The 12,905-nt window shown below is 62.6% G+C and carries 10 protein-coding genes; 3 read left to right on the top strand and 7 right to left on the bottom strand.

Annotation, left to right across the window (positions count from 1 at the left end; genetic code table 11):
- Positions 1 to 14: 14 nt before the first annotated feature.
- Positions 15 to 503: a hypothetical protein gene (locus tag AC0YKC_RS06820; protein ID WP_488510770.1), complete on the bottom strand. Its 489-nt coding sequence runs from the start codon at positions 501 to 503 to the stop codon at positions 15 to 17.
- Between AC0YKC_RS06820 and AC0YKC_RS06815 the strand changes: the two genes are divergently transcribed.
- Both AC0YKC_RS06815 and AC0YKC_RS06810 read left to right on the top strand, forming a co-directional pair.
- On the top strand, positions 487 to 642 hold the full coding sequence (locus AC0YKC_RS06815) for a hypothetical protein (protein ID WP_488510780.1): 156 nt from the start codon (positions 487 to 489) through the stop codon (positions 640 to 642). The two genes, AC0YKC_RS06820 and AC0YKC_RS06815, sit on opposite strands and share 17 nt — an antisense overlap.
- A gap of 58 nt (positions 643 to 700) precedes the next feature.
- Complete coding sequence (locus AC0YKC_RS06810) at positions 701 to 1,099, top strand: DoxX family protein (RefSeq protein WP_488510579.1); 399 nt, start codon at positions 701 to 703, stop codon at positions 1,097 to 1,099.
- Positions 1,100 to 1,113: 14 nt separating this feature from the next.
- Here AC0YKC_RS06810 and AC0YKC_RS06805 read toward each other — a convergent pair whose 3' ends face one another.
- Both AC0YKC_RS06805 and AC0YKC_RS06800 read right to left on the bottom strand, forming a co-directional pair.
- Positions 1,114 to 3,540, bottom strand: coding sequence for a GcvT family protein (locus AC0YKC_RS06805; protein ID WP_488510578.1), 2,427 nt, complete (start codon positions 3,538 to 3,540; stop codon positions 1,114 to 1,116).
- Between the two features lie 63 nt (positions 3,541 to 3,603).
- Positions 3,604 to 5,142 (bottom strand): trimethylamine methyltransferase family protein, encoded by a 1,539-nt coding sequence (locus AC0YKC_RS06800; protein WP_488510577.1) that lies wholly within the window; start codon positions 5,140 to 5,142, stop codon positions 3,604 to 3,606.
- A 211-nt stretch (positions 5,143 to 5,353) separates the two neighbouring features.
- On the opposite strand from AC0YKC_RS06800, the gene AC0YKC_RS06795 reads away from it, so the two are divergent.
- Entirely contained in the window at positions 5,354 to 5,944 is a 591-nt protein-coding gene (locus AC0YKC_RS06795) for a transglycosylase SLT domain-containing protein (protein ID WP_488510576.1), read from the top strand.
- A 385-nt stretch (positions 5,945 to 6,329) separates the two neighbouring features.
- Here the strand turns inward: AC0YKC_RS06795 and AC0YKC_RS06790 are convergent, their stop codons facing one another.
- From AC0YKC_RS06790 to AC0YKC_RS06775, 4 genes are all read right to left on the bottom strand, one after another.
- The gene (locus AC0YKC_RS06790) at positions 6,330 to 8,663 is read right to left on the bottom strand and encodes an ABC transporter ATP-binding protein (protein WP_320297028.1); all 2,334 of its coding nucleotides are present in this window, start codon (positions 8,661 to 8,663) and stop codon (positions 6,330 to 6,332) included.
- Positions 8,664 to 8,714: 51 nt separating this feature from the next.
- Positions 8,715 to 9,872, bottom strand: a complete 1,158-nt coding sequence (locus AC0YKC_RS06785) for an ABC transporter permease (protein ID WP_320297029.1) — start codon at positions 9,870 to 9,872, stop codon at positions 8,715 to 8,717.
- A 12-nt stretch (positions 9,873 to 9,884) separates the two neighbouring features.
- Positions 9,885 to 10,919 (bottom strand): ABC transporter permease, encoded by a 1,035-nt coding sequence (locus tag AC0YKC_RS06780; RefSeq protein ID WP_320297030.1) that lies wholly within the window; start codon positions 10,917 to 10,919, stop codon positions 9,885 to 9,887.
- A 220-nt stretch (positions 10,920 to 11,139) separates the two neighbouring features.
- Positions 11,140 to 12,792 (bottom strand): ABC transporter substrate-binding protein, encoded by a 1,653-nt coding sequence (locus AC0YKC_RS06775; RefSeq protein WP_320297031.1) that lies wholly within the window; start codon positions 12,790 to 12,792, stop codon positions 11,140 to 11,142.
- Between the last annotated feature and the right edge of the window lie 113 nt (positions 12,793 to 12,905).

Raw genomic sequence — 12,905 nt, 5'->3', positions numbered from 1 at the left:
TGGCTGGCGCCGGATCACTCCGGCGTCAGCACCGCCACCTTCAGATCGGCCTTTTTCGCGCCGCTAAGCTGGATGATCGCCGCGCCGCCCGCGAGCTTGAAGCGCACGCTCTTGCGGATGCCCGGACAGCTCTTCACGCCGCTGAACGCCGCCGATTTCACGCTCTTGCCGTCCTGCACGACATCGATCCAGGCCTCGTCGGACAGGCTGACCTGAAGCTCGCCTTCCGGTGGCACGGTCACATTCGCCGTCGCGCCGAACGTACCGGCTGCCGGTGCGCGCTCCGGCGGCACTTCAAAGCTGACCGTGTCGGCGGCCTCGAGCGAGAAATCCACTGCTTGCCCGACCGTCAGGGTCGCGCCGGACTGGGCGGCCGTCGCCTCCGGAAACAGGGCCTGCTCGCGCTCGACCGGCCATTTGAAGGCATCGCAGCCGGTACCGGCGGCCATGGCGAAGCTGGTGCCAGCAAGGATTGCGAAGAGGCTGATGACGACTTTTCTCATGGTCAAGGGACTCGCTTGGTTTGATGCGTCATTCAGGCAATACAACCATAAGGATATATTTGCAACCATAGAGAGAAGAAATATGGAGATTGAAACCATTTCCGCTCACCGATTGTTGATGGCAGGCCAAGGGAAGTGAGTGGTCCGTCGCCGGGCGATAATTTAAGGCCCAAGCGGGGGTAAAATTGGAGTCTTATATGAAGCTTTTCGAAAGCCTCGCTCAGTACCGGCCGCAAGCGCTGGCCGTATTGCGCATCATGACCGCCCTGCAGTTCATCGAGCATGGCTCGCAGAAGCTATTCAACTTCCCGGTCAGCGCCCAGCCGCACGCCCTCACCGGACTGACGACGGCTGCCGGCATTCTCGAATTCGCCGGCGGCATCCTGCTTGCGCTTGGCCTCTTCACCCGTCCGGTCGCCTTCCTTCTCGCCGGCGAAATGGCGATCGCCTATTTCATGGCGCATTTTCCGCGCGACTTCTTCCCGGCCAACAACGGCGGCGACGCAGCCATGCTATTCTGCTTTGTCTTCCTCTATCTGTTCTTTGCCGGTCCGGGCGCCTTCGCGGTGGACAATCGCGAGAGCGCCGAAGCCTGATGGCAGGGGTGCCTTCAGGCGCGCATCCGCTCGAAATTGGCATCGAACAGCGGCGCCGCCTGAACACGCGCCGCACGGCGCTTGCCGAGGATCTCGATCTCGAAGCCATCCGGCTTGTCGGCGATTTCCTTCGGCACATAGCCCAACGCAACCGACTTCTTCGCATTGTGGGCGTAGCCGCCGGACGTAACCCAGCCGCGCACGACGCCGTCATGCCAGATCGCTTCGTCGCCAATGACATCGGCATCGGTGGCGTCGACGATGAAGGCGAGCAGCCTGAGCTTGCCGCCTTGCTTGCGCTCGGCGAGCGCCGCTTGCTTGCCGATGAAATCCGCGTCTTTGCCATAGGCGACGAAGCGGTCGAGCCCGGCCTCGACCGGCCCGTAGATCGGCCGGTACTCGCGCGCCCATGAGCCGTAGTTTTTCTCCAGCCTCAGCGCATTGAGCGCGCGCGCGCCGAACAGAGAGATGCCGAATTCCTCACCGGCCGTGATCAGCGCCTGATAGGCAGCGCGTTGATATTCCGGCGTCACCCAGATCTCGTAGCCGAGGTCGCCGGTGTAGCTGACGCGCCCGACCAGGCACGGCGCCATGCCGATATCCATCCTGGCCATCGCCATGAAGGGGAAAGCTGCGTTGGACACATCGGCGCGGGTGACTTTGGCGAGCACATCCCTCGCCTTCGGCCCGGCAATCGCGAGGCCGGTGAGCTTCTGCCCCAGTGCCTCGATCTTCACCGAGCCGTCCTTGGGCAGATGCGCCTCGAACCAGCGCATGTGATACTGCTCGGCGATGCCGGAGCCGGCGATGAACCACTCTGCGTCGTCGATATTGGCCAGCGTGAAATCGCCGATCAGCTTGCCGTCATCCTTCAGCATCGGCGCCAGCGTCATGCGGCCGCGCTTTGGCAGCCTGCAGGCAAGCATGCGGTCGAGCCACGCGACCGCGCCCTCGCCTGTCACCTTGTATTTGGCGAAGTTCGAAATCTCCGACAGGCCGACGCCGTTGCGCACCGTCGCGACTTCCTTGCCGACATGGTCGAAGTCGGTCGAGCGCCGCCACGAAAACTCGTCCTTGACGCCGTCCGGCGCATACCAGAGCGGCACTTCGAGCCCATAGGACACGCCCCATTGCGCGCCCTTGGCGGCAAGCGTGTCGTAGACCGGCGTCGTCTTGAGCGGCCGCCCGGCCGGCAGCTCCTCGTTCGGAAAGCGGATCGAGAAGCGGCGCGAATAATTCTCGCGCACCTTGGCGTTGGTATAGGCCATCGTCGCCCAGTCGCCATAGCGCGACACGTCCATCGCCCAGATGTCGGCGCCCGGATCGCCCTCGATCATCCAGTTGGAGAGCGCCAACCCGACGCCGCCGCCCTGGCTGAAGCCGGCCATGACGCCGCAGGCGACCCAGAAGCCCGGTAGGCCGCGCACCGGACCGACCAGCGGATTGCCGTCCGGCGCGAAGGTGAAGGGGCCGTTGATGATCTGCTTGATGCCGGTCTTCTGGAAGGCCGGGAAATGGCGGAAGCCGACTTCGAGCGACGGCGCGATGCGGTCGATATCCGGCTCCAAGAGCTCGTGGCCGAAATTCCACGGCGTCTGAAACTCCGACCAGACCTTGTTGGCCTTCTCATAGGTGCCCATCAGCATGCCGCCACGCTCCTGGCGCAGATAAAGCTCGCCGTCGAAGTCGACGGCATGGATGATCTCGGTGCCGGTCTTCTTGTTCCAGTCGGCGACCTCCGGCATGTCCTCGGTGATCAGGTACATGTGCTCCATGGCCAGAACCGGCAGTTCGAGCCCGACCATGCGGCCGACCTCGCGCGCCCATAGCCCGCCGGCATTGACGACATGCTCGGCAATGACATCGCCCTTGTTGGTGATGACGCGCCACAATCCGTCGGGCCGGCGCACGATGTCCTCGACCTTGGTGAAACGTTCGACCTCGGCGCCGAGCTTGCGCGCCGCCTTGGCATAGGCGTGCGTTACGCCCGACGGGTCGAGATGGCCGTCCTCCTTGTTGCGCACGGCGCCGACGAACTGGCTGGGATCGATGAGCGGCATCAATTCCGCAGCTTCCTTGGCGGAAATGACTTCGAGGTCGATGCCGAGATAGCGGCCCTTCGACACCACGCCGCGCAGCCAGTCGAGTCGCGCCTCGGTCGCGGCCAGAAGCACGCCGCCGGTGAGGTGCACGCCGGTCGCCTGTCCCGAAAGCTCCTCGATCTCTTTGTAGAGCGAGATCGTGTATTTCTGCAGCTTGGCGACGTTGGGATCGCCATTGATGGTGTGCATGCCGCCGGCCGCGTGCCAGGTCGAGCCCGACGTCAGTTCGTCGCGCTCCAGAAGCACGACATCGGTCCAGCCGTGGCGGGCGAGATGGAACAGCACCGAGCATCCGACGACACCGCCACCGATGACCACGACCTTTGCATGCGACTTCATGGTTCTTCTCGTTAATTCAGTGAGTTGAGAGGTTGAAATGAATCAGGATGGGAAGCTGTTCCCTTACGGCTCGCTTTGCCCGATCGCTTCCTTGCGGCGGGCCATATAGGCTTCGAGCGCTTCGCGCACGGCGGGGTCCATGGCTGGCTGGACATACTCTTCCAGCGCCTTCTTCCAGAGCCGTGTCGCGCGCGCCGTCGTGTCGGGGGCGCCGGCCTCTTGCCAGGCCTCGTAATTCTGCCAGTTGGACAGCATCGGCTGGTAGAAGGCGGTGGCGTAGCGCTCCAGCGTGTGCGGCTCGCCGAAGAAGTGGCCGCCGGTCGGCACCGCGCCCAGCGCCTCCACGGCCAGCTCCGCCTCGTCGACCGCGATCGGTCGCAGGAACTCCATCATGTGCTGCATCATCTCGACGTCGATGATGAGCTTTTCGAACGACGCCGTCAGCCCGCCCTCCTGCCAGCCGGCGGCGTGGTAGACGAGATTGCCGTGGCCGAGCACCGCGCCCCACAGCGCCATCAGCGTCTCGTAGGCGCCCTGCGCATCGGCAGCATTGGAGGCCGAGCCCGGGGTGGTGCGATAGGGCAATTTGTAGCGCCGCGCCAACTGGCCCGAGGCGATGTTTGCCTTGGTGTTTTCCGGCGTACCGAAGGCCGGCGCGCCCGACTTCATGTCGACATTGGAGGTAAAGGCGCCATACATCACCGGCGCGCCGGGGCGCACCAGCTGCGAGAGCACCACGCCGAACAGCGCTTCGGCATTCTGCTGCGCCAGCGCGCCGGCCAGCGTAACCGGGCTCATCGCGCCCATCAGCGTGAACGGCGTCACCGCCACCGACTGGCCGTATTCGGCCATGGTCATCAGCCCTTCCGCCATCATCTCGTCGAAGCGGCGCGGCGAGTTGACCGAAATGATGGTGGTGACGCCGGGGTCCTGCGCCATCTGCTCCAGCGTCAACCCGCGTGCGATCGCCATCATCTCGATGCCGTCGAGCGCCCTGCCCCGGCCGATCGCCGAGACGTGGAAGCATTTGTCGGTCAGCGTCAGGTTGGCGAAATAGGTGTCCATGTGCCTCGTGTTCGCCGGCAGCTCGATCGGCGCGCAGACCTGGTTGCCCAGCATGTGGATGCAGTTGAAATGCTGCGCCAACCGCACGAGGTCGCAGTAGTCGGCAAGGTTGCCGGCGCGGCGACCGCGTTCCATGTCATGCACATTGGGCGGTCCGGCAACGAGCGTGAAGTTGATGGTGCTGCCGCCGAGATGGATGGCTCGAGCGGGATTGCGTGGAGTAAGCGTGTAGTTGCTGTGCGTCGACTTCAGCGCCTCCTCGACCATGCCGCGATCGACGCGCACATTCATCGAGCCGTGGTCGACCTTGGCGCCGGCGCGCTCGAACAGCGACAGCGCCCGCGCGCTCATCACCTCGATGCCGAAATTTTCCAGGATGTGCATCGACGCCTGGTGGATCGCCTCGATCTGGTCGGCCGACAGCAGCGCCATGGGCGGGTAGGGATTCTCCACCCGCCGCGGCGGCAGTTGTGGAATGGCCGCGGGGCCACGGTTGCTGGTGCGCTCGGCGCCGCGCTTGCGTCTTGGTTCGCTCATGCGCGCATCAGAGCGCCGGCATGACATGCGAGCTGTCAGGAATTCGTCATTTGCCGGCGTGATTTTAGCCAAGGCGGCATTTTTCAAAACGGATTAAGAAAATAGCGACACAGGCAGTCGTAATATCGACGCTCGGCTTTTTCGTGCCTCGGCGTCCACGTTAAGGAACCGCGCAAGACTCCTTTTATGATTTCGGCCTATTCGTCTCCCAATGCGTAGGTCGAGTTTTAGTAAAATTGTCGCTGTCTCCATGCTGCTGGCGCTTTCGGCCTGCGCGACGGCGCCCAGCCACATCAACAATGTCTGTGCCGTCTTCGACCAGAATGACGGCTGGTTCGACAACTGGCAGTCCGCCGCCGAGCGGACCGAGCAGAAATATGGCGTTCCCGTTCCCGTGCTGATGGCGACGGTGCGCAAGGAATCCGGTTTCAAGAGCAATGCCCGCCCGCCGCGCACCAAGCTGCTCGGCTTCATCCCGTGGACGCATGTCTCGAGCGCCACCGGCTACTCGCAGGCGCTCGACGGCACCTGGTCGCAATATCAAAGCGAGACCGGCAACTGGACGGCGCGCCGCACGACCTTCGCCGACGCTGTCGACTTCGTCGGCTGGTACCACTCAAAAACCGCCGACACGTTTGGCGTCGCCCGCAACGACACCTACAATCTCTATCTGGCATACTATCTCGGCTGGACCGCCTATGGCCGCGGCAATCGGGGCGATGCCGGCATTCAAGGCTACGCGCGGGCCACCGACCAGATGGCCCGCGATTACCAGGCGCAGCTACGGCAATGCGGAAACTAGTTTTCCAACACGGTGATTTTGAAAGATTGCAGGCTTGTCGGGCAAGGCTATCAACGTCCGTTGGGGTAGTAAGCGCAAACCCTGGCGATGAGTTGAAGGTTCCTGAACTTCGTCATTATAGGGCGGAGCAAGGAGCGTAGCGACGCGCGCAGACCCTGGAATCCATGCCGTTACCTGGACCGAAGTGTGCAACGGTGCCGAATTCTGGACCGCCGCGGCGCTTCCAAGTCACGGCATGGATCCTCGGGTCTGCGCGCGTCGCTTCGCTCCTTGCTCCGCCCGTGGATGACGACCGCGATAGGCGTCTCGGCCAATCGCCAAGGCATGGGATCTGCCAACGCACACATAGCCAACCGGTCAAAACTTCTGTGATAAGGAACCGGGGCTAGTGCCGCCTTGTCGTATCTTTCGGCTTTTTAACACCCGTTTCCGATGTCTCGTCGCGGACTTCGTGGCGACGGGCTTTCATGCCGGCCTTGTCCTGCTCCACCGCGTCCCCGATCTGGTCGGCTTCCGCGCTGCCCGTTTTGCCACGTGGGCGTTTCGGCGCCGTTCCCGCAAGGCCTGGCCCCGCGCCCTGCGGCGCATCTTCCGGCACGCCCTCATGCGCGGCATGTTCCTTGTCGAACTTGATGACCGGCTCCATCTTCGCCAGCACGTCGTCGGCAAGCCAGCACAGGCTCATATGGCCGTCGCCGAGGTTCTTCACCGGCGGCACCTTGGTCTCGCACAGATTGTCCGGGACCAGCTTCTTGTAGCCGCAGCGCGTCTGGAACGGGCAGCCGGTCGGCGGATTCATGGCCGACGGGATGTCGCCTTCCAGCACGATGTGCTTCTTGACCACGCTGGTGTCGGCGATCGGGATCGCCGAGAGCAGCGCCTCGGTATAGGGATGGTAAGGCGGCGAGAAAATCTGGTCGGTCGTGCCTTGCTCGACGATGTAGCCGAGATACATGACGACGACGCGGTCGGCGATGTAGCGCACCACCGACAGGTCGTGACTGATGAACAGCATCGTCGTCTTGTTCTTGCGCTGGATATCCATCAACAGTTCGGTCACCGCCGCCTGCACCGAGACGTCGAGCGCCGAGACCGGCTCGTCGGCCACCACCACTTTGGCATCGCCGGCAAAGGCGCGCGCCACGCCAATGCGCTGCTTCTGGCCGCCCGAGAGCTGGCGCGGCTTGCGGGTCTCGAAGGCCCGCGGCAGCTTTACCAGATCGAGCAGCTCCAGCATGCGCTGGCGCCGCTCGGCGACATTCTTGCCGACTTTGAACTTCTCCAGCGTTCGGATGATCTGCGAGCCGACGCTGTGGCTGGGGTTCAGCGTGTCGAACGGGTTCTGGAACACCATCTGGATCGAAGACACGGTCTCGACATTGCGGTTCTCGATGCCGGTCGACTGGATCTCCTTGTTGCCCAGCGTCACGGTGCCGGAGCTAGCGGTCTCCAACCCCAGAAGCACCTTGGCGAGTGTCGACTTGCCGCAGCCGGATTCGCCGACGATCGCGACCGTCTCGGATTCGCGTGCGGTGAACGAGATCGTCTCGTTGGCTTTGACGACGCGGCCTTCGCTTGAGCCGAACACCTCGCTGCCGCCGACCTTGTAGTATTTCTTGAGATCCTCGATCTTGAGCACGGGCGCGCCGGGCTCGACCTTTTCGTTGACCTTCTTGGCGCCGGGCGGCAGCGCCTCCCAGTCGATCTCGTTGAACCGCACGCAGCGCGAGAAATGCCCCTCATGGCCGTCGACCGGGATCATCGGGATTTCCGCGGCGTTGCAGACGCCCTCGACGAAATGGTGGCAGCGCGGGCCGAAATTGCAGCCCTTCGGCCGCTCATGTGGCAGCGGCAACTGGCCGGGAATGGAGATCAGCGGCCGCGAGTTCTTGTCGGCGCCGGGCAGTGGGATCGAGCGGAACAGTCCTTGCGTATAGGGATGGCGCATCCGGTCGAACACGTCCTCGATCTTGCCGGTCTCGACCGCCTCGCCGGAATACATCACCGTGATCTTGTCGCAGGTCTCGAGGATGAGGCCGAGATTGTGCGACACGAAGATCATCGAGGTGCCGAACTTCTCGCCGAGGCCCTTGACCAGTTCGACGATACCGGCCTCGACGGTGACGTCGAGCGCCGTCGTCGGTTCGTCGAGCAAAAGCAGCGCCGGCTTCGACAGCAGCGCCATGGCGATGACGATACGCTGCTGCTGGCCGCCGGAAAGCTGGTGCGGATAGGAGCGCATCATGCGCTCCGGATCGGGCAGCCTCACCGCCCGCACCATCTCCAGCGCGCGATTATGCGCCTCTTCCTTCGACACCTTGTCGTGGATCAGCGGCACTTCCATCAATTGCTGGCCGATCTTCATCGCCGGATTGAGGCTCGCCATCGGCTCCTGGTAGATCATGGCGATCTTGTTGCCGCGGATGGAGCGTAGCTCCTCCTCGGAGAGCTCGCCCATGTCCTTGCCCTGGAACTTGATGCGCCCGCCGACGATCTTCCCGATATTGGAGAGGTCGCGCATGATGCCGAGCGACACGGTCGACTTGCCGCAGCCGGATTCGCCAACGATGCCCATCGCCTCGCCGGGCATCACCGTGCAGGAAAAATCCATCACGGCAGGGATCTCGCCCTTGCGGGTGAAGAAGGAGATCGAGAGGTTCTCGATCTCGATGATCGGCTGACCGGTCGCCTTGGCTGGATCTCGAACTGCCTCGTTCATGGGTCGCTCCAATCCTTGGTTCTCTGGAAGATGGGGCTCAACGCCCCACCATCAATCCTTCATCGATTGCTCACGCAGCGAGTCCGCCAAAAGATTCAGCCCCAGCACGAACGACATCAGCGCGATCGTCGGCGGCAGCGCCGGGTGGATGAAGGAGCGCAACAGGCGGCTGGCGTCCTTGATCGCGGTGCCCCAGTCCGGGCTTTCCGGCGCCAGGCCGAGGCCGAAATAGCCAAGCGTTCCGAGCAGGATCGTCGTGTAGCCGATGCGCAGGCAGGCATCGACGATCAGCGGACCGCGGGCATTGGGCAGGATCTCCCACAGCATGATGTACCAGGGCGATTCACCGCGCGTCTGCGCCGCCGCCACATAATCGCGTGTCTTGATGTCCATGGTCAGCCCGCGCACGATGCGGAACACGCCGGGGCTGGAGGCGAACACCACCGCCACGAAGATGTTGAGCTGGTTCGGATCGATGTGGACGATGTGCAGCGGATCCTTGTCGAAGACGAGGCCCACATAGATCCAGCCGCCGACGATCAGCGTGATGCCGAGCAGGATGTAGAGCCGGTCCGGCCGGTTCTTGAAACGCGTCCAGAACAGCACGCTGAAGAATATGATCGGGAACAGGAAGAACAGGCCTGCCATCGCATAGGGGATCGGCGTGTCCATGATGCCCGGCGTTACCAGCAGGTAGAACAACAGGATGACCGGGAAGGCCAGCACCAGGTTGGCCAGGAACGACAGCAGCGTGTCGATCTTGCCGCCATAGTAGCCGGCCGGCAGGCCGAGCGTGATGCCGACCATCAGCGCGAAACCGGTCGCCGCCGGTGCGATGATCAGCACGATCTGGCTGCCAAAGACCATGCGCGAAAACACGTCGCGGGCAAGCTTGTCGCCACCGAAATAGTAGACGAGCTTCGACGCCGGCTCGATCGCGCCGGGCAGCGTGTCCTTCATGATCGACACCTGCGCCAGCGGGTCGAAGGGCGAGATGGTGGAGGCGAAAATCGCCGTGAACAGCCAGAACAGGCAGATGAAGACGCCGGCAATGCCGACGCCGCTGTCGAAAAGCTGGCCGTAGAGGCCGAGCTTCTTCTTGAAGGCGAAACTTGCACCCATCACCAGGAGAAGCCCCACCCATACCGGCCAGAAGCGCCAAAGCACGCCGACCACGATGTCGAAGGCACTGATATATTCGGTCTGCATCCGCCCTGCCCCCTATTGAACCCTGATACGCGGATTGAGGAACGCGTAACCGACGTCGGAGATGAGCTGCGTGATCAGCACGATGAACACCGAGACCAGCGAGCAGCCGAGCAGCAGATCGATGTCGTTGTTGCCCGCGGCTTCGACCAACGTGTAGCCGAAGCCCTGGTAGCGGAACATGACCTCGACGATGACGACGCCGGTGAGCAGCCAGGGAAACTGCAGCATGATCACGGTGAACGGCGCGATCAGCGCGTTGCGCAACGCATGCTTGACGACCACGCTGCCGAAGGAGAGGCCCTTGAGGCGGGCGGTACGGATATATTGCTGCGTCATCACCTCGACCATCGAGGCCCGTGTCATGCGCGCGATATAGCCGATGCCGTAGATGGCCAGCGTCATTACCGGAAGTGTGAAGTTGTAGAAGGTGAGGCCCTGGCTTGCCGAGGCCGCCGATCCGTTCAGCCAGCCGAGCCACGAGGCGAAGATGACGGTGAAGATGACGCCCGACACATATTCTGGCGTCGCCGTCGAGGCGATGGAGGCGACCGAAAGCGTGCGGTCCGTGCGCGAGCCCTCGCGCATGCCGGCGAGTATCCCGATCAACAGCGAGATCGGCACCATCACCGCCAGCACCCAGAACATCAAAAGCCCGGTGGCGCCGAGCGCCGGGAAGAGTTTCGAGCCAACAGTTGTCTTGAACTTGGTCGAGCAGCCGAAATCGCCCTGCAAGACACCGGAGAATGTCGGCACGACCGGGTCATTGCAGAAAGAGAAGCGCTGCGCCGCCTTTCCGGTTGCCGGATCGGTGATCGGTTGCTTCGGCAGGACGCCCAGCCATTGGCCGTAACGCACGAAGAAATTCTGCCGGTAGCCATGATCGACCAACCAGTTTTCGAGCTGGTCGGCCGACGTGTGCATTTCGGTCTGGCTGATCGCCAGCTTCTTCAGATTGGGACCGAGATTGATCAGGAAGAAGACGATCAACGTCAGGCACAGCATCGTCAGCGCCATGGTACCGAGACGTCTCAAGATGAAAGAAAGCATGGCGGGCCCCTGCCGATGGGTTGGGGGAGCCTGATTACGCAGCCATCCCGCCACGAGGCGGAGCAAGCCGGCAAACAGACCTTCGAATGCGATCAACCCTGTTTATTGCATGACCCCGCTCGATGAGTCCGCAACTTTTTTGCTGCAGAGGCTCTCCGGTTCCAGGTCATGCAAGGAAGGGGACAAAGGGGCGGAACGCCCCTTTGTCCATTCGCTCGGATCAGGCCTGGTCGAGCCAGACTTTGCCGTAGTCGTGCTCGTAGGTCGGGTGCATCTTGTAATTCTGCACCGCCTTGACCGAGTGGCTGTAGAGCTTGCGCCAGTACGGCTGGATGATGATGCCGGCATCCTGCAGGGTCTGCTCGATGTCCTTCATCAGCTCCTTGCGCTTGGCGGCGTCAGCGACGGCAAGCGCGGCATTGAGCTTGTTGTCCCAGTCCGGATTCGACCATGCGGTCTCGTTCCAGGCTTCGCCGGTGCGGTAGCCGATCGCAAGAACCTGCACGCCAAGCGGCCGCATGTTCCAGTTGGTCATCGACAGCGGATACTTCGTCCAGTCGTTCCAGAAGGTCGAGCCGGGAAGCACCGTGCGCTTTACCTTGATGCCGGCGTCGCGGAGCTGGGCGGCGATCGCGTCGCCGGTGTTCTTGTGCCAGTCCTCGTCGACCGTGATCAACTCGTGCTCGAAATCGGCCTGACCGGCTTCCGCCATCAGGGCCTTGGCCTTGGCGGCGTCGCGCTTGATCTTCGGCAACTCGAAATATTCCGGATGGATCGGGCTGACGTGATGGTTCTCGGCGACCGTGCCGGCATTGCCGTAACCGAGCTGCAGGACGACGGCGTTGTCGACGCCGAGTTGCAGCGCCTGACGAACCTTCTGGTTGTCGTAGGGCTTGTTGTTGACATTGGTGCGGCACACGATGGTGGCCGCCGTCACGACCTCGGATTTCACCAGGTCCATCTTGTCGAGGATCGAGACATAGTCGGCCGAGGTCTCGAAGTTGGTATGCACTTCACCAGCCTCGAAGGCGCTGACCATGGCGCCCGGATCGGTGCCGTAGTCGATGAACTCGATGCCGTCGAGAAACACCTCGCCGTCCCACCACTTGTTGTCGGCGCGGCGCTTGTAGACGACCTTCTGGCCAACGTCGTAGGAGACGAGTTCAAACGGGCCGGTGCCGATCGGGCAGGCTTTGAAATCGCCGCCCTTCTCATCGAAGCTCTTGTGGACGATCAGGCCAGGATAGTCGCACATATTCGGGATCAGCGCGATGTCCGGCTTGCCGAGTTTCAGCTTGACGGTCATGTCGTCGACCTTGGTCACGGCGCTCTCGTCGAGCTTGTCGTCCTTGACCAGCGTGCCCAGGCGGCCGGGCATCGAATTGCCCTCGGCCTTCTTGTCGCCCCAGCGCTTGAGGTTGAAGATGACGTCGTCGGCGGTGAAGGCATCGCCGTTCGACCAGGTCACGCCCTTGCGAACATGCAGCGTGTATTCGGTGGCGTCGTCGTTCACGTCCCAGCTTTCCAACAGATAGGGACGGAAGGTGTATTCGGTGGTGTACTTGACCAGCGGCTCGAGCGCCTGGCGCTCGGCATTGGCGATTTCCGACCAATCGGCCTTGCGCGGATCCTTCGGATCCTTGACCCATTGAGCGACCTTCAGCGTGCCGCCCTTCTTGCCCTTAACGTCATCGGCTCTCGCAGGGGTCGGATCAGCGAGACCGAGCAGGCCGTAGGCCATCGCCGTGGAGGCTCCGAAGACGCTGGCCAAGGCCAGGAATTCGCGGCGGTCGACCTTTCCGGCCTTGGCTTCTTCGGCCAGGGCTAGGATGTGATCCGGAACGCGGTCGCTGTTACTCTTATAGATTGTCATGACTATCTCCCATTGTTGGCTTTCCGCCTTTTAACATTCCGCATCCAGGCCCTCATGTCAAAGAGGGTATGGAGTGAGAAACATTGTTTAGGGACTCTGCAACTTTGGAATGA

Source organism: Mesorhizobium sp. CNPSo 4661, assembly GCF_057784215.1.
Note: the sequence above shows the minus strand (reverse complement) of the source record. Positions and strands in the feature narration are given on the sequence as shown.

Bases quoted from the DNA above. Each gene is read 5' to 3' on its own strand.
- AC0YKC_RS06780 (WP_320297030.1), bottom strand. From the start codon at position 10,919: ATGCTTTCTTTCATCTTGAGACGTCTCGGTACCATGGCGCTGACGATG.
- AC0YKC_RS06795 (WP_488510576.1), top strand. From the start codon at position 5,354: ATGCGTAGGTCGAGTTTTAGTAAAATTGTCGCTGTCTCCATGCTGCTG.
- AC0YKC_RS06820 (WP_488510770.1), bottom strand. From the start codon at position 503: ATGAGAAAAGTCGTCATCAGCCTCTTCGCAATCCTTGCTGGCACCAGC.
- AC0YKC_RS06785 (WP_320297029.1), bottom strand. From the start codon at position 9,872: ATGCAGACCGAATATATCAGTGCCTTCGACATCGTGGTCGGCGTGCTT.
- AC0YKC_RS06790 (WP_320297028.1), bottom strand. From the start codon at position 8,663: ATGAACGAGGCAGTTCGAGATCCAGCCAAGGCGACCGGTCAGCCGATC.
- AC0YKC_RS06800 (WP_488510577.1), bottom strand. From the start codon at position 5,142: ATGAGCGAACCAAGACGCAAGCGCGGCGCCGAGCGCACCAGCAACCGT.
- AC0YKC_RS06775 (WP_320297031.1), bottom strand. From the start codon at position 12,792: ATGACAATCTATAAGAGTAACAGCGACCGCGTTCCGGATCACATCCTA.
- AC0YKC_RS06810 (WP_488510579.1), top strand. From the start codon at position 701: ATGAAGCTTTTCGAAAGCCTCGCTCAGTACCGGCCGCAAGCGCTGGCC.
- AC0YKC_RS06805 (WP_488510578.1), bottom strand. From the start codon at position 3,540: ATGAAGTCGCATGCAAAGGTCGTGGTCATCGGTGGCGGTGTCGTCGGA.
- AC0YKC_RS06815 (WP_488510780.1), top strand. From the start codon at position 487: ATGACGACTTTTCTCATGGTCAAGGGACTCGCTTGGTTTGATGCGTCA.